Source organism: Rhabdothermincola salaria, from assembly GCF_021246445.1.
In the GTDB taxonomy this organism is placed as follows: Bacteria; Actinomycetota; Acidimicrobiia; order Acidimicrobiales; family Acidimicrobilacustridaceae; genus Rhabdothermincola_A; species Rhabdothermincola_A salaria.
Genome location: NZ_JAJQXW010000001.1, coordinates 1,610,584 through 1,626,683, shown reverse-complemented (window position 1 = coordinate 1,626,683; position 16,100 = coordinate 1,610,584). Strand labels below are relative to the sequence as shown.

Genomic DNA, 16,100 nt, shown 5'->3' with positions numbered 1-16,100 from the left:
CCATCGTGCGGCGTCGCGGAGAAATGCGATCCTGCCTCGCCACGGGCGGCCCCGGAACCCGGGGCTGACCCGGCCGGGCGGCTCCGGTAGGTTCGCGGCCGGCCCCGTCCCCCCGCTGCAAGGAATCCCCCATGCCCGAGCGCCTGTCCCGTCGCGTCGCCGCCATCGCCGAGTCGGCCACCCTGGCCGTCGACGCCAAGGCCAAGGCCCTCAAGGCGGCCGGCGAGCCCGTCATCGGCTTCGGGGCCGGCGAGCCCGACTTCCCGTCGCCGGCCCACGTGGTCACCGCCGCCCAGGAGGCGTGCTCCGACCCCAAGAACCACCGCTACAGCCCCGCCGGCGGCCTGCCCGAGCTGAAGGAAGCGGTCGCGGCCGCCACCAACCGCCACTCGGGCACTGAGGTGACGCCCGGGCAGGTCCTCATCACCAACGGCGGCAAGCACGCCGTCTACAACGCCTTCGAGGCCATCCTCAACCCTGGCGACGAGGTCCTGCTGCCGGCGCCCTACTGGACGACGTACCCCGAGCCGATCGCCCTGGCCGGGGGCTCCTCGGTGGTGTTGCCCACCGGCGTCGACGCCGAGTTCCGGGTCACCGTCGACCAGCTCGAAGCCGCCCGCACCCCGAACACCAAGGCCATGGTGTTCGTGTCCCCGTCCAACCCGACCGGTGCCGTGTACCCCGCCGACGAGGTGCGGGCCATCGGCGAGTGGGCCGTCGAGCACGGGATCTGGGTGCTCACCGACGAGATCTACGAGTACCTCACCTTCGGTGACCACACGTTCTCCTCCATGCCCGGTCTGGTGCCCGAGCTGGCCGACACCTGCCTGATCCTCAACGGTGTGGCCAAGACCTACGCCATGACCGGCTGGCGGGTGGGGTGGATGATCGGCCCGGCCGACGTCGTCAAGGCCGCCACCAACCTCCAGTCCCACTCCACGTCCAACGTGGCCAACGTCTCCCAGCGTGCTGCCCTCGCCGCCCTCGAAGGAGGCCTCGACTGCGTCGACGAGATGCGCGAGGCGTTCGCCCGCCGGGCCCAGCTCATCCACGGCCTCCTCAACGACATCCCCGGGGTCACGTCCATGGAGCCCCAGGGGGCCTTCTACGCCTTCCCGTCGTTCGAGGGTGTCCTGGGTAAGGACCTCGACGGAGCCCGTCCCACCACCACCATCGAGCTCGCCGAGGTCGTCCTCGACAAGGCCAAGGTGGCCATCGTGCCCGGCGAGGCGTTCGGCGCTCCCGGCTACGCCCGCTTGTCGTTCGCCATCGGCGACGACGACATCCGCGAGGGCGTGGGTCGCATCGCCGAGCTCCTGAGCCGGGCGAAGTAGGCCCGCGTGCCGGCCCCCGAGGCACGGCCCCACGGGTCGTGGCCCTCGCCCATCACCCCCGAGGTCATCGTCGCCAAGTCGGTCTCGATCGGCGAGGTGGCCGTGGGCCTCGACGACGTGTGGTGGGCCGAGGCCCGACCCGAGGAAGGGGGACGGGTCCAGCTGGTCCGCCACCGTCCCGGCGGCGACCGCGTCGACGTCCTCCCCGACGGCTACGCGGCGCGCACCCGGGTGCACGAGTACGGCGGGGGCGCGTGGTGGTTGCACGGGCCCGACGTCGTCTTCGCCAACTGGGCCGACCAGCGGCTGTACCGCCTCGACGGCGGTGCCGACCGGCCGGTGGCGCTCACCCCCGAGCCCGAGGTTCCCCTGGGCGACCGCTACGCCGACGGCCGGGTCACCGCGGACGGCCGCTGGACCGTGTGCGTGCGCGAGCGGCACCGCCCCGACGGCAGCGAGCCGGCCAACGAGCTGGTCGGTGTCGCCCTGCGTCCCGACGGCGATCCCGCCGATCCGGTGGTGTTGGCCACCGGCAGCGACTTCGTGGCCGCCCCCCGGCCGAGCCCCGATGGCCGCCACCTCTGCTGGCTGCGCTGGAACCACCCCGACATGCCGTGGGACGGCACCGAGCTGTGCGTGGCCCCCATCGTCGATGGCCCCGACGGTTCGGACGACATCTCCGTCGGCGACGCGGTGGTGGTCGCCGGCAGCCGAGACGAGTCGGTCACCAACCCCGGTTGGGGTCCGGACGGTTCCCTGCTGTTCTGCTCGGATCGCGCCGACTGGTGGAACCTCTACCGGCTGACGGCCGACCAGGTGAGCGCCGCCACCGACGGTCCGGCGGCCGTCGTCCCCGAACCGGCGCCGGTCGCCCTGCTCGAGGCCGAGATCGGGGTGCCCCACTGGGTGTTCGACCAGTCCCGCTGGGCGGTCCTGGCCGACGGTCGCATCCTCGTCGCCTTCATGCGCGACGGGCTCGACCACCTCGGTGTGGTCGAGGCCGACGGCGGCGACGTGGTGGCGCTGGCCTCGGGGATCACCGCCTGGTCGTCGCTGCGCGCGTTCGGGAGCGGCGCAGTGGCGGTCGGGGCGTCGCCCACCACCGAGGCGGCGGTGTTCGCGCTCGACGTGCCCGATGTCGTCGCCCCCGACGGTGCCACCGCGGTGAGCACGGTGGCCCTGCGTCCACCCCGGGAGCTGGGCATCGATGTCGCCTGGTTCTCGGTGCCCGAGCCGATCATCTTCGCCACCACCGGCGACCGCTTCGCCCACGCCCTGCACTACCCGCCCACCAACCCCGAGGTGGTGGCTCCGGCCGGCGAGGCGCCGCCGCTCATCGTGATGATCCACGGCGGCCCCACCTCGGCGGCCCGGCCCCAGCTGAACCTCGGCGTGCAGTTCTGGACGTCGCGCGGGTTCGGGGTCGTCGACGTCAACTACGGAGGCTCCACCGGGTACGGACGCCGCTACCGGCGTCGGCTCAACGGCGAGTGGGGCATCGTCGACGTCGACGATTGCGTCGGTGCCACCCGCTATCTGGTCGACCACGGCGCGGCCGACCGTGATCGCCTCATCATCCGCGGGGGGAGCGCCGGGGGCTTCACCACCCTGGCCGCTCTCACCTTCCGTGAGGTCTTCGCCGCCGGCTGCTCCATGTACGGCGTGGCCGACCTCGAGGCCCTCGCACGCGACACCCACAAGTTCGAGGCCCGCTACCTCGACTCGCTCGTGGGGCCCTACCCGGCCCGCCGCGACCTCTACGAGGAGCGCTCTCCCATCCACCACACCGATGAGCTCGAGTGCCCCTTGTTGGTCCTGCAGGGCCTCGAGGACGAGGTGGTGCCGCCTGCGCAGAGCGAGATGATCGTGGAGGCCCTGGCCGACAAGGGCGTGCCCCACGCCTACCTGGCCTTCGAGGGCGAGCAGCACGGCTTCCGGCAGGCCGCCACCATCGTGCGGGCGTTGCAGGCCGAGGCCAGCTTCTACGCCCAGGTCCTCGGCTTCGAGTTGTCCGACGACATCGAGCCGCTCGAGATCACCGACCTCTGAGGTCGCTCAAGGGCGATGGTGGACGTGCCGACTGAGGACGGGTGAGCCCCGAGGACCATCCCGAGCCCGCCGACGCCGACGAGGTGATCGCCGTCGTCGCCGACCACGAGGAGGCCCGCCCCCTGGTCGAGTCGCTGCTGTTGGCCGGCCTGGGCCCCTCGTTGCGCGACGTCTCCGCCGGCGTCGAGGTGACGGTGGTGGCCGGTCAGGGACGCCGGGCGCGCCAGGTCCTCGGCCTCCCCGATGCCGAACCGGTCGACCCCTCCCCGGCGCCGCCCCGTCGTCCCCTCGGGGGAGTGCTCGGGTCGCCGGCGGCGGCCGCCCCGACAGACGGTCCGCCGGTCCGGGACCGCGCCTCCACGCTGCGGGCCCTGGTGATCTTCGCGGTGGCGCTCGTCGTCATCCCCGCGGTGGCCTTCTACATCAGCTTCAAGGTCGCCGGTGGCTGACACCGGGCACCCGGTGGCATCGGTCACCGGACGGGTCGGCCCGGAGGAGCACTGTGCCGCAGGGCCGTAGGATCGACCGCATGGCCCGCATCCTCGTCACCGAAGCCATCGCCGAAGGCGGTCTCGACCGTCTGCGCGAGGCCGGTCACACCGTCGACATCCACGAGGGGCTCAGCCCCGACGAGCTGTTGCAGGCGGTGCCGGGGGCCCATGCCCTCATCATCCGCTCGGCCACCCAGGTCACCGCCGAGGTCCTCGCCGCCGCCACCGACATGGTCGTGGTGGGCCGGGCCGGCATCGGGCTCGACAACGTCGACGTGGCTGCGGCCACCGACCGCGGCGTCATGGTGGTCAACGCTCCGCAGTCCAACATCCTCTCCGCGGCCGAGCAGACGATGGCGCTGCTGTTGGCCCAGGCCCGCAACATCCCCCAGGCCCACGCCGCGCTCGTGGCCGGCCGCTGGGAGCGCAGCCGCTGGACCGGTGTCGAGCTCGCCGACAAGACCCTCGGCGTCGTCGGCCTCGGTCGCATCGGCAAGCTGGTCGCCCAGCGGGCCATGGCCTTCGGGATGCGCATCGTGGCTCACGACCCGTTCGTCAGCCCCGAGATGGGTCGCAAGATGAACATCGACCTGGTCGATCTCGACACGTTGATGGACGTCAGCGACTTCGTCACGCTCCACGTGGCCAAGACCCCCGAGACGATCGGCCTGATCGATGCCGACCGCCTGGCCAAGGCCAAAGCCGGCATCCGCATCATCAACGTGGCCCGGGGCGGCATCGTGATCGAGTCCGACCTGGCCGAGGCCATCAAGAGCGGTCACGTCGGGGGCGCCGCCCTCGACGTGTTCGACACCGAGCCCACCACCGAGTCGCCCCTGTTCGGTCTGCCCGAGGTCGTGGTCACCCCGCACCTCGGTGCCTCCACCCACGAGGCCCAGGACAAGGCCGGCGACACCATCGCCGACATGGTCGAGCTGGCCCTCGCCGGCGAGTTCGTGCCGTTCGCAGTCAACGTCAACGCCGCCGAGGCCAGTGAGACGGTGCGCCCCTTCCTCTCGCTCGCCGAACGGCTCGGTTCGCTGTTCGCCGGCCTCACCGGCGGTGTGGGCGAGCTGCAGATCTCCTACGAGGGCGAGATCGGCGGGTACGACACCCGCATCCTCACCCTGTCGCTGCTCAAGGGCTTCTTCGGGCGCATCAGCGACGACCCGGTGTCCTACGTCAACGCGCCCAAGCTGGCCGAGGAGCACGGCATCGGCGTCACCGAGACGGCCACGACGACGTCGCACCACTACGTGAACCAGATCACCATCCGGGCCGGCGAGCACTGCATCTCCGGCACCCTCGTCGGGCTCGAGGGCGAGGCCCGGCTGGTGATGGTCGACGACCACCGCGTCGACCTCCCGCCCGCCCGGCACATGGTCGTGGTGCGCAACGACGACCGTCCCGGGATGATCGGCAAGGTCGGCACGCTGGTCGGCGAGGCCGGCATCAACATCGCCGACATGGACGTGGGCCAGTCGGCGAGCGGCGTCTCGGCGCTGATGGTGCTGGCCACCACCGAGCCGGTGCCCGCCGAGGTCCAGGACGCGCTTCGTTCGGTCGATGGCATCGTGTCGGTCGCCTCCTTGACCTGATCCGGCTCCTGGCTCGCAGGTTGACGTTCGGTGAGCGTCCCGGCACACTGACCGACATGTCCTCGACACGCTTCGAGCTTCTCCTTACGTAGGGCGAGCGCCCCCACATCGGTGCTCGCTGAACCTCCTGTGCCCACCGGGCCAGGGGGTTCTTGCGTTTTCGCCCCGCCGACACCGCTCGCCCGCCTCGCCCTTCTCCTCGCCCCCTACGACTCGCGTCCCCTCGAAAGGCCCCGCCATGGAGACCACGCCCACCCCCGCCAGTCCCGTCACCGACGACCCCGACCGCATCATCATCTTCGACACCACGCTCCGCGACGGCGAGCAGTCCCCGGGCATCTCCCTCGACCAGGGCGAGAAGGTCGAGATCGCCGAGCAACTGGCCCGCCTCGGCGTCGACGTCATCGAGGCCGGCTTCCCCATCGCCAGCCAGGGCGACTTCGAGTCGGTGCAGGCCATCGCCCGGGCCGTCCAGGGCCCCGTGATCTGCGGGCTGTCGCGGACCGCCCGCAAGGACATCGACCGCTGCTGGGAGGCCATCGAGCCCGCGGCCCGGCACCGCATCCACGTGTTCATCGCCACCAGCGAGACCCACATGGTCCACAAGCTGCGCATGACGCCCGACCAGGTGAAGGCCGAGACGGCCGCCGCCGTGGCCCACGCCCGGGGCTACACCGACGACGTGGAGTTCTCACCGGAGGACGCCTCGCGCTCCGACTTCGACTTCATGTGCGAGGTGCTGCAGATCGCGGTCGACAACGGCGCCACCACCTTGAACATCCCCGACACCGTCGGCTTCGGGGTGCCCGAGGAGTACGCCAAGCGCCTGCACGACGTGCGCGACCGGGTCACGGGCGACTACGTCATCTCCACCCACTGCCACAACGATCTGGGCCTGGCCGTGGCCAACTCCCTCGCCGCCGTGCAGACCGGGGCCCGCCAGGTGGAGTGCTCCATCAACGGCATCGGCGAGCGCGCCGGCAACGCCGCGCTCGAAGAGGTCGTGATGGCCCTGCGCACCCGCTCGGACTACTACGGCGGAGTCGACACCGGCATCCGCTCGGAGGAGCTGGCCCGCACCAGTCGCCTGGTGAGCCGCCTCACCGGCTACCCGGTCCAGTACAACAAGGCCGTCGTCGGACGCAACGCCTTCGCCCACGAGTCCGGCATCCACCAGCACGGGGTGCTCACCGAGCGCAGCACCTACGAGATCATGGACCCCGCCGCCGTCGGGCAGGGCGAGTCCAAGATCGTGCTGGGCAAGCACTCCGGCCGCCACGCCTTCGCCGACACCCTGAAGAAGATGGGCTACGACCTGCACGGCGACGCCCTCAACCAGGTGTTCACCCGGTTCAAGGAGCTGGCCGACCGCAAGGTCGAGCTGAGCGAGTCCGACCTCGAGGCGCTGGTGGCCGAGGAGATGGGCGACACCGTGCGCTACGCCTACCAGCTGGTGTCCATCGACGCCCACGGCGGCTCGTCGTCCACACCCGTGGCCACGGTGGTCGTCGACCGCGACGGCACCAAGCTCGAGGCCACCGCCGAGGGCGACGGCATGGTCGACGCCGCATGCCAGGCCATCCGCTCGGCCACCGGCATCGACGGGGTGCTCACCGACTACACCGTCACATCGGTCACCGGCGGGGTCGACGCCCTCGCCGACGTGGCGCTGCGTTTCGAGGCCGACGGCATGTCGATGCCGGGGCGGGGGCTTTCCACCGACGTCGTGGAGGCCTCGGCCCGGGCCTTCCTCAACGCCATGAACCGCATCGTCCGGGTCCGCGATTCGGGCGAGGACCCCACGGCCGTGGACCGGCCGGGCTCGCTGCGGTAGTGGCCCGCTGATCGTGCGGGAGGGCGGCCGCAGCCGCCTTCCCGCCCGGTCCGGCCCCCTCGGGCCGCTACGGTCGCACCCTGGGGCTCGGGGTGCTGGCCGAGTGGATGCCTGAGGGGGACCCGATGCAGCGTTACACCGTCATCTCGGCCGACTGCCACGCCGGCGCCGACCTGCGCGACTACCGGCCCTACCTCGAGGCGCGCCACCACGACGCGTTCGACGCCTGGGCCGACGGCTTCGTCAACCCGTTCGGCGATCTCCAGCGCGACGACGCCGACCGGAACTGGGACAGCGGACGGCGCCTGCGGGACCTCGAGGCCGACGGCGTGGTGGCCGAGGTGGTGTACCCGAACACCGTGCCGCCGTTCTTCCCGAGCGGTGGGCTGGTGGCCACGTCCCCGGCGGCGGACGAGTTCGAGCTGCGCCTCGCTGGCCTCCGGGCCCACAACCGATGGCTGGCCGAGTGGTGCGCGGAGGCTCCCGAGCGCCGTGCCGGCATCGGCCAGATCCTCCTCAACGACACCGACGAAGCCGTGCGCGACGTCCACTGGATCGCCGACCACGGCCTGCGGGGTGGGGTGTTGCTCCCCGGGGTCCCGCCCGATGCACCCATCGCTCCTCTGCACGCTCCGGACCACGATCCGGTCTGGCGGGCCTGCGAGGAGCGGGGCCTGGTCGTGAACGCCCACGGCGGTGGTGGTTCGCCGCAGTACGGGCCCTATCCGGCCTCGCTGTCGATGTGGCTGATGGAGGTGGCGTGGTACTCGCACCGACCCCTGTGGGCCTTCGTGCTCTCGGGCGTCTTCGATCGCTTCCCGGCCCTGCGTCTGGTGCTCGCCGAGCAGGGCGTGGGGTGGGTGGCCACCGCCTTGTCGTCGATGGACAACTTCTACGCCCAGCTGGCGGCCGGCAACGTCGGCGAGCTGGCGTTCGTGGAGCCCTTCCTGCTCGAGCGGATGCCCAGCGAGTACTGGGAGACCAACTGCGCCATCGGCGCCAGCTTCTTGCACCGTGACGACTGCGAGCGACGCGACCTGCTCGGCGTCGACCACATCATGTGGGGCAGCGACTACCCGCACCTCGAGGGCACGCCCCCGTTCTCCAAGGAGGGCATCGCCAAGACCTTCGCCGGCGTGCCCCGCCCCGAGGTCGAGGCCATGCTGGCGGGCAACGCGGCGGCTGTCTACGGCTTCGACCTCGACGTGCTGGCCCCGCTGGCGGCACGCGTCGGGCCGCTGGTCGACGACGTGGCCGCGGGGCTCGACGCCGTGCCCGAAGGGGCGACCAGCCCCGCCTTCGCCGAGCACATGATCCCCACCGTCTGACCACGCGTCACTGTCCGGCCTGCTCCACCCGCACCACCCGCACCCGACGAATCGCCCCGAGGACCATGAACGACAGCAGCGATCCCATCACCGACCCGACGGCCCTGCTCGGCGATGTCCGAGTGGTGGACCTGACCGATGGCTACGGGGCGTTCACGTCCCGGTTGATGAGCGACCTGGGCGCCGAGGTGGTGCGGATCGAGCCACCGGGCGGTGGCGCAGGGCGCCGGCGCCGGCCCCGTGCCGCCGACGGCACCGGGCTGCACCACGTCCACCGCAACGTCGGCAAGGTCGTCGTCGAGATCGATCCTGCGCTCGACGAGGGCCACCAGGCCGTCGAGGAGGTCCTGGCCGGGGCCGACATCGTGGTCGTGGCCGACGGGTGGGGCCACGAGCGCGACGACATGGCCCCGGCGCGGCTCTCCGAGCGCCACCCCCACCTGGTGGTCGTGTCCGTCACCCCCTACGGCATCGAGGGGCCCGGTGCCGAGTGGCCGGCCACCGAGCTGGTCGCCCAGGCCCTCGCCGGGGTCGTGTACCGCTCGGGCGTGCCCGAGCTGCCGCCGGTGTCGGCGCCCGGTTCCTACTGCGAGGACGTGGGGTCGACCACCTCGGCCCTGGCCGCCCTGATGGCCCTGTGGCAGGTCCGCCACGGGGGCGCCGGCCAGGTCGTCGACACCTCGACCGTGCTGGCCCTGGCCCAGTGCACCGAGATGTCGTTGCCCCTGTGGAGCCTTCTCAACTTCGACCAGGTCCGCTCCGGATCGGGTCTGTACCCCCTCTTCGAGTGCTCCGACGGGATGGCCCGCCTGGTGCTGCCCATGACGGCCAACGACTGGCGCAGCCTCATCGCCTGGCTGGGCAACCCGCCGGAGTGGACCGGTGCCGGATGGGAGGCCGCCATGCTGGGCGAGGAGGAGCGGGCCCAGATCATGGAGCGCCTCCCGGGCAAGTTCGCCGGCCGCACCCGCGAGGAGGTCACCGTCGACGGCGAGGCGGCCGGCCTGCGGGTCACGCCGGTGCTCACGCCGGCCGAGCTGCTCGAGAACCCTCACGTCGTGGCTCGTGGCACCTTCACCGAGATGCCGGTCGACTCCGAGGCCCGGCCCGGCCTGGTGATGGCCGGGCTGTTCGGCGTCGACGGCGTGCGGGCTGCCGCCAGCGGGCCCCCGCAGACGGTCGATGCTCCGCCGTCCTGGCCGGCGCGCCCCCGCCCCGAGAACGACCCTGGCCCCGCTGGCGTGGGGCCCCTGACCGGCCTGCGGGTCCTCGAGATCGGCACCGGCGTGGCTGCTCCCGAGGCAGGGCGCCTGCTGGCCGAGTGGGGGGCCGACGTCATCAAGGTCGAGACTTCCACCCGGCCCGACTTCCAGCGTCGGGTCCTCGGTGGCGACATGAACCCGGCGTTCGCCACCGTGGCCCGGGCCAAGCGGGCCCTCGGCGCCGACCTCGGCACCGACGAGGGGCGAGAGGTGGTGCGCTCGCTGCTCCCGCACGTCGACGTGCTCGTCGAGAACAACGCCACCGGCGTCATCGATCGTCTCGGGTTGGGCTGGGAGGCGGTCTCGGCGATCAACCCCCGCCTGGTCATGGTGGGCAGCCAGCTCTACGGCGATCGCGGGCCCTGGGCCACCCGCAAGGGCTACGGCCCGAGCGCCCGGGCGGTCGGCGGACTGACCTGGCTGTGGGCCCACGACGCGGAGGCCCCCCGTGGGGTGATGACCATCCACCCCGACCACCTGGCCGGTCGCCTCGTCGCCTTCGGGGCCCTCGCCGGGCTGTTGGCCCGTGAGCGCACCGGACGGGGATGCCACCTCGACGTGGCCCAGTTCGAAGCGGTGGCCGCCCTGCTCGGTGACCTGCTGCTGGCCGAGAGCCTCGAGGCCGGGGCCGCCCAGCCCCTCGGCAACCGCCACCTCGACCATGCCCCGTGGAACCTCTACCGGGGACCGGACGAGCCCGGCGGGGCCGAGAGCTGGCTGGCGGTGTGCGTCGCCGACGATCGGCAGTGGGCCGCCCTGGCCTCGGAGGTGCCCGAGCTCAACCGTCCGGAGTGGGCCACCGAGGAGGGCCGCCTCGCCGACGCCCATGCCGTCGACGCCGCGGTGGCGGCCTGGGTGGGCACCGTCGCCACCGACGACGCCGAGCGCCAGCTGCTCGCCGCCGGTGTGCCCGCTGGTCGGGCCCTGAGTCCGCGACTGCAGGCCGAGCACCCGCTCTTCGTCGAGCGGGGCTACGTCGTCTCCCTCGACCAGCCCGGCTCCGGTTCGATGCTGGTGGAGGGTCCGTGCTTCACCGCCTCCGGTCTGGGCGAGCCCCACCTGGCCCCGGCCCCGGCGCTGGGGGAGCACACCGTGGCCATCTGTCGCGACCTGTTGGCCATGGACGACGCCGACATCGACCGGCTGGTCGCCCTGGGCGCCCTGGAGGTGGCCCAGCCGGCCGAGTAGGGCGGGGGCGGCTGGACGCCCTCGCCGGGCTCAGACCGGCTGGTAGGTGAGGCCCGCCTCGCTGGCGGTCAGGCGCACCGGGCGACCCACCAGTCCGGTGTCGGTGAGCTGGCTCATGAGGTCGGGGTCGTCGGTGCGGGCCCCGACCCGGGCCCCGTCGTCGAGCTCGGCCACCAGCGGGGCCGCCTGCGCGTCGCCGTCGGGCCCGTGCACGACGGTCATGGCCACCACGGTGGCCACGCCCTCCACCGGCGCCTCGGGCGGTGGACCGACGGTGCTGGTGGGGGCAGGCGGTTCGTCGAAGGCTGGCGCCCGCTCGGGTGGTGTCGCGGCCAGCAGGCCGGCGGCGAAGTCGTTGGGCATCCCGCCGACACCGGTGAGGGCCACCACCTCGCCGAGGTCGGCCCGGGCGCGCCGGGCGGCGGCGGCCAGGCCGTGGAGCCCGTAGGAGGCGCCGGGGCCCCCGAAGTAGGGCAGCCCTCCGGTGAGGGTGAAGGGGCGGGGGTCGTCGAGGGCCACCCCGAAGGCGTCGAGGCCCAGCTGCACCGCGGCGGGGAAGCACGAGTACAGGTCGAAGGCGGCGATGGCGGCCGGGTCGACGCCCGTGTGGTCGAGCACGGTGCGGGCGGCCAGGCCCAGGGCGGGGGAGCGGTGCATCTCGGCCCACCGCGAGGGGGCCATGGGGTCCTTCACCGAGGCGGTGGCCCAGGGGTGCACCCGTCGCTCCACCGGGACCCCGAGGCGGTCGGCCTCGGCCACGGAGCACACCAGAACGGCGGCGGCCAGGTCGACGGTGGGGAACGAGCACATGGACTTGGTGTAGGGCTCGGCCACCAGCCGGTTGTCGGGGCGCACCTCGGCCAGGTCCGCGCCGGAGCGGGCCCGGGGGAACCAGGCCACCTCGGGACGGGACGCCGCCGTGGCGGTGAACGGAGCCATCAGCGCACCGAGGCGGGCGCGGTGCCCGGCCCAGGACTCGCCCGGCCGGGCCATGGCGCTCTCGATGAGCGCGAAGAGCTGCACGGGCATCTGCGCCCCGGCGCGGATCTCGGCGGGCAGCGGGCCCTCGACCGGGAGGCGCCGTCCGCTGGGCATCGGGGCCTGGTGGCGCGATCCCTGCGACCACACCGAGGTGGGCGGCGCCGGTGGGTCCTCGCCCCGGAGACGGGCTCGCTTCACCGAGGCGTCGGCCACGCCGCCGACGAGCAGGGCCGCCTCGATGCGGCCCTCGGCGATGCGCCGCCCGGCCTCGGCCAGCAGCCGCAGGGGACCAGAGCCGGTGTACCCGGTCTCGACCGTGTCGGCGGCAGCCAGCCCGAAGCGGGCCGCCACCAGGTCGGCGGCCCGGTCCTCGCTGTAGATCGACAGCGGGGTGGCGCCGACCAAGCCCACCCGGTCGAGGAGGCGACGGCCGGCGTGGCTGTCGGCGACGGCGTGGTCCACGGCCTCGGCCAGCAGCTCGAGGGGGTGGACGATGCGGTCGTCGTCGGTGTTGGCCACCTCGCCCACGCCCACGATCACCGGCAGCCGTGCCTGGTCCACTGTGCCCCCTGTCGTCGGCCCGGCCCACCCGGGCACCGGCGGGCGACGTTACCGCCGGTGCCGAACGGGTCGGGAGTCAGGCGAAGGCCGTCCAGGCCCGGGCCTCGAGCGTGGCCAGGTCGTTGACCATGACCCCGGCCGTCGACACGGTGAGGAGCCGGTCGCCGACCACCAGGGAGCGTTCGATGGTGGGTGCGTAGCCGGCGGGCTCGTAGAAGCCCGGTCCGCAGTCCGCCTCGGGCGGGCACACCGGTCGTGTGCCACCCGGTGGTTGCTCCTCGGTGGCGGAGGGGTGGGCCAACCGTCCCCGCTCGACGATGCCGTCGTCCGTGACGGTGGTGACCAGCACGCCGCGGAACACGTCGGCCGGGGCGCGGGCGATGTCGGCGCCGGGCTCGGGGGCCGGCAACGGGACGATCGGCCCCGCCCCCCAGACCTCGAGGGGCACCACCAGCGTGTCGGTGGCCGGCCACCACAACAGGGCGTGGTGGTCCTGCTCGGCCAGGGAGGTGCCGTCGGCCACGGTGAACTGGGCCAGGCGGGTGGGGTTCGCCGGATCGCTCACGTCGAACAGGCTCTCGGCGAACCCGATCAGCCGCCCGTCGTCGGTGCCGTCCTGGCCCACGCCCAGCAGGCGGCCCTCGTCGACGAGCTGCAGGTACGACGAGTAGCCGTTGATCTTCAGCTCACCGGCGACCACCGGGGCGGCGGGGTCGCGCAGGTCGACCACGTAGAGCGGATCGGTGCGCCGGAAGGTGACCACGTAGGCCAGGTCGCCCACGAAGCGGGCCGAGTAGATCTGCTCGGTCCGGCCCAGCCCGCCGACCTCCCCGATGCGGGCCAGCGTCTCGCCGTCGCGTTCGAGCACGGTGACGAAGCTCTCGCTGACCTCGGGTTCGGGGGCGACGCGGCGACCACCGTCGACGGTCGTCATCGGCCTCGACCACCCCCACCAGCCGGGGTCGACGGTGGTCGCCACCCGCAGGTGACCTTCGTGCTCGGACAGCGAGAACTGGTCGAGGACGGTGCCCCGCACCCGGCCCGACGCCAGGTACTCGGCCGGGCCTCGGCCGGCGATGCCGAAGGCGTGCACGTCGGTGTGGGGACCGGCCTCGACAGGGTCGTCGGGGGTCGTGGTGGTCGTGGTGGCTTCGGGTTCGCTGGTCGTCGTCGTCGACGGTTCAGTGGTCGAGGTCGAGGTCGAGGTCGTGGTCGATTCGGTGGTGCTGGTCGTCGACGTGGTGGGCGCCGAGGACGGGCTGGTGCCGGGCGTCGTCGTGGGCGCGGTGGTCGTGTCGGGCACGGTGGTCTCCGGTGCCGCCGGCTCATTCTCGGTGGCTGGGTCCCCCAGCTCCGGGGCCGGGGTCGGTGGGCGGGTCGGCCCGGGCACGGCGGTGCCGACCGCATCCTCCGCCCCGTCCTCGTCGCTGGTCGGAGTGTCGCCGTCGACGGCGGCGTCGGGCCAGCGTTCGGTGGTCACGTAGAGCGTGTCGGTGGAGGCGTAGACGGTGCCGGCCCCGGCGACCACGCCGGCGGAGGGCACCAGCTCGGCGCCGTCGGCGCGCAGGTCGAGGCCGACCACGGTGACCACGTCGAAGCCGGAGAACTGCTCGGGATGGTCGACGGCGTCGCAGGCCACCGCCTGGCGGACCTCCTCGGTGCCATCGGCGTTCGCCACGGCCAGCTCCGGGAGCCAGTCCTCGATGGTGGACGAGGCGATGATGTCGCGGTTGGCCTCCATGGACCGTTGCTCGGAGGCCTCGGTGCCGCTCGGGTACACGAAGCCGAGGTCTTCGGGACCGGAGCGGGTGACGACCCGTACCACGCCGTCGACCATGCGGGCGTCGACGTGGTCGGCACCGATCTCGACCCGTCCCACCACTCGGGGCTCGCCGTCGAGGTCGATGCGGGTGAGGGTGGTGCGCCCGGAGCCGGGCGGCAGCATCGACGACGACCCGATGCCGCCGTCGGGCTCGACCGGCATGCGGTCGCTCCAGCCGTGGCTGATCACCACGGCGTGGTCGCCCTCCACGAGGAGTCGGCCACCGGGCTCGCCCAGCTCGACGGTGGCGGCCACCACCGGCTCGGGACCGGTGAGGTCGACCACCCGCAGGTCCCCGCCGACCACGGTGACGAGCCGGCTGCCGTCGGTGACGGCCAGGTCCGGCTCGCCCACCCCGGCCTCCTGGACGTTGGTGGTGGAGAAGTCGCCGACAGTGGTGGGGGTGGAGGCCTCGGCTCCGTCGGCGGCGGCCCGGCTGCTCTCGCTGGCGGCGGAGTCCTCGGCCATGAAGGGCCTCATGGTCGGCCCTGGGACGCCGTACCAGCCTTCCTCGAGCCCGTAGGCCGTGACCCGCTCCCCGGCCTCCTCGTGGAACCAGCCCAGGAGGTCGTCGCAGGAGTCGAACGATACGAGGCGGGCCACGGCACCCACCACCGGGGTGGCGGGACCGCCGCCGCCGTCCCCTCCGCCGGTGCAGCCGACCGCCAGGACGCCTGCCGTCGTCACGAGGGCGACGCCCTCCCACACCCGCCTGGGCCAACCGTTCGTCGTGGTCATGGTGGATGAGACGTCGCCGCCGTCGATCTGGTTCCCGGCGATCTGGAGGTCGTGGCCCTCAGCGGTGGGCGGCCCTCACGCCCTCGGGCGCGACGTCGAGGCCGAGGACCTCGCCCGGCGCCACCCGGGCGGCCAGGTCGAGGGTGATGGTGCCGGGTCCGCAGCCCACGTCGAGCAGCCGCTGGCCCGGCTCGAGGTGGTCGAGCAGGTGGGCGGCGGAGTTCTCGGCGGTGCGCCACCGGTGGCTGCGCAGCACAGAGTCGTGGTGGCCGTGGGTGTAGCGGTCGGCCACGGCGTCAGCCCGCCCGCTCGGCCCCGCTGGTGGGCATCCACTCGGGCCGGGTGGCCTCGAAGGCGGTGATGTCGCCCTCCCACTGCAGGGTGATGCCGATGTCGTCGAGGCCCTTCAGGAAGCGCTCCTGGGTGGAGTCGTCGAGGGGGAACTCGACATCGAGGTCGATGGCCGGGGCCCGCAGGCGCTTGGCCTGGACGTCGACGGTGATCTCGATGGTGGGGTCGGCCATGACCGCGTCGATCAGCTGTCGGCTGATCTCGTGGCTGACCACGACGGGGACGAGGCCGTTCTTGGTGGCGTTGTTGCGGAAGATGTCGCCGAAGCGGGGGGCGACGACGGCGGTGAAGCCGTAGTCGGTGATGGCCCAGACGGCATGCTCGCGTGACGAACCGACGCCGAAGTTCTCGCCGGCGAGCAAGATGGCGGCCTCGCCGAACTGGGGCAGGTTCATGACGAACTCGGGGTCCTCTCGCCATTCCGAGAAGAGCCCCTTGCCGAAGCCGGTGCGCTCGACCCGCTTGAGCCAGTCGCTGGGGATGATCTGGTCGGTGTCGACGTCGGAGCGGTCGAGGGGGAGGGCCGTGCCGGTGAGGGTGATGACGGGATCCATGGGGAGGTC

General features: G+C 72.9%; 10 protein-coding genes and 1 pseudogene. 7 read left to right on the top strand and 4 right to left on the bottom strand.

Translation table 11 applies throughout. From position 1 onward, the window contains the following. Window positions 1-131 precede the first annotated feature (131 nt). The 7 genes from LUW87_RS07560 (at window position 132) to LUW87_RS07530 (ending at window position 11,084) form a co-directional block, all read left to right on the top strand. Window positions 132-1,334 carry a pyridoxal phosphate-dependent aminotransferase gene (locus tag LUW87_RS07560; RefSeq protein ID WP_232670521.1) on the top strand — a complete coding sequence of 401 codons (1,203 nt, stop codon included), beginning with the start codon at window positions 132-134 and terminating at the stop codon, window positions 1,332-1,334. A gap of 6 nt (window positions 1,335-1,340) precedes the next feature. Further along, window positions 1,341-3,383, top strand: coding sequence for a S9 family peptidase (locus LUW87_RS19155; protein ID WP_232670520.1), 2,043 nt, complete (start codon window positions 1,341-1,343; stop codon window positions 3,381-3,383). A gap of 41 nt (window positions 3,384-3,424) precedes the next feature. Beyond that, window positions 3,425-3,832, top strand: a complete 408-nt coding sequence (locus LUW87_RS07550; protein WP_232670519.1) for a hypothetical protein — start codon at window positions 3,425-3,427, stop codon at window positions 3,830-3,832. 80 nt (window positions 3,833-3,912) lie between these two features. Continuing rightward, on the top strand, window positions 3,913-5,472 hold the full coding sequence (serA, locus tag LUW87_RS07545; RefSeq protein ID WP_232670518.1) for a phosphoglycerate dehydrogenase: 1,560 nt from the start codon (window positions 3,913-3,915) through the stop codon (window positions 5,470-5,472). 238 nt (window positions 5,473-5,710) lie between these two features. Beyond that, a complete protein-coding gene (locus tag LUW87_RS07540; RefSeq protein ID WP_232670517.1) occupies window positions 5,711-7,306 on the top strand; it encodes a 2-isopropylmalate synthase in 1,596 nt (531 codons plus the stop codon). Window positions 7,307-7,431: 125 nt separating this feature from the next. After that, window positions 7,432-8,634: an amidohydrolase family protein gene (locus LUW87_RS07535; RefSeq protein ID WP_232670516.1), complete on the top strand. Its 1,203-nt coding sequence runs from the start codon at window positions 7,432-7,434 to the stop codon at window positions 8,632-8,634. 65 nt (window positions 8,635-8,699) lie between these two features. Beyond that, entirely contained in the window at window positions 8,700-11,084 is a 2,385-nt protein-coding gene (locus tag LUW87_RS07530; protein WP_232670515.1) for a CaiB/BaiF CoA-transferase family protein, read from the top strand. Window positions 11,085-11,114: 30 nt separating this feature from the next. Here LUW87_RS07530 and LUW87_RS07525 read toward each other — a convergent pair whose 3' ends face one another. The 4 genes and pseudogenes from LUW87_RS07525 to leuD all read right to left on the bottom strand — a co-directional run bounded on the left by LUW87_RS07525 (window position 11,115) and on the right by leuD (window position 16,091). Next, window positions 11,115-12,626, bottom strand: coding sequence for a hypothetical protein (locus LUW87_RS07525; RefSeq protein ID WP_232670514.1), 1,512 nt, complete (start codon window positions 12,624-12,626; stop codon window positions 11,115-11,117). A gap of 76 nt (window positions 12,627-12,702) precedes the next feature. Then, entirely contained in the window at window positions 12,703-15,186 is a 2,484-nt protein-coding gene (locus tag LUW87_RS07520) for a beta-propeller domain-containing protein (protein WP_232670512.1), read from the bottom strand. Window positions 15,187-15,253: 67 nt separating this feature from the next. Continuing rightward, window positions 15,254-15,478: pseudogene (locus tag LUW87_RS19150) on the bottom strand (class I SAM-dependent methyltransferase); the annotation flags it as partial. Between the two features lie 4 nt (window positions 15,479-15,482). Then, the gene (gene leuD / locus LUW87_RS07510) at window positions 15,483-16,091 is read right to left on the bottom strand and encodes a 3-isopropylmalate dehydratase small subunit (RefSeq protein WP_232670510.1); all 609 of its coding nucleotides are present in this window, start codon (window positions 16,089-16,091) and stop codon (window positions 15,483-15,485) included. Between the last annotated feature and the right edge of the window lie 9 nt (window positions 16,092-16,100).

Coding starts and splice junctions, on each gene's coding strand:
- LUW87_RS07560 (WP_232670521.1), top strand. CDS start 132: ATGCCCGAGCGCCTGTCCCGTCGCGTCGCCGCCATCGCCGAGTCGGCC.
- serA (WP_232670518.1), top strand. CDS start 3,913: ATGGCCCGCATCCTCGTCACCGAAGCCATCGCCGAAGGCGGTCTCGAC.
- LUW87_RS07540 (WP_232670517.1), top strand. CDS start 5,711: ATGGAGACCACGCCCACCCCCGCCAGTCCCGTCACCGACGACCCCGAC.
- LUW87_RS07535 (WP_232670516.1), top strand. CDS start 7,432: ATGCAGCGTTACACCGTCATCTCGGCCGACTGCCACGCCGGCGCCGAC.
- LUW87_RS07530 (WP_232670515.1), top strand. CDS start 8,700: ATGAACGACAGCAGCGATCCCATCACCGACCCGACGGCCCTGCTCGGC.
- LUW87_RS07520 (WP_232670512.1), bottom strand. CDS start 15,186: ATGACCACGACGAACGGTTGGCCCAGGCGGGTGTGGGAGGGCGTCGCC.
- leuD (WP_232670510.1), bottom strand. CDS start 16,091: ATGGATCCCGTCATCACCCTCACCGGCACGGCCCTCCCCCTCGACCGC.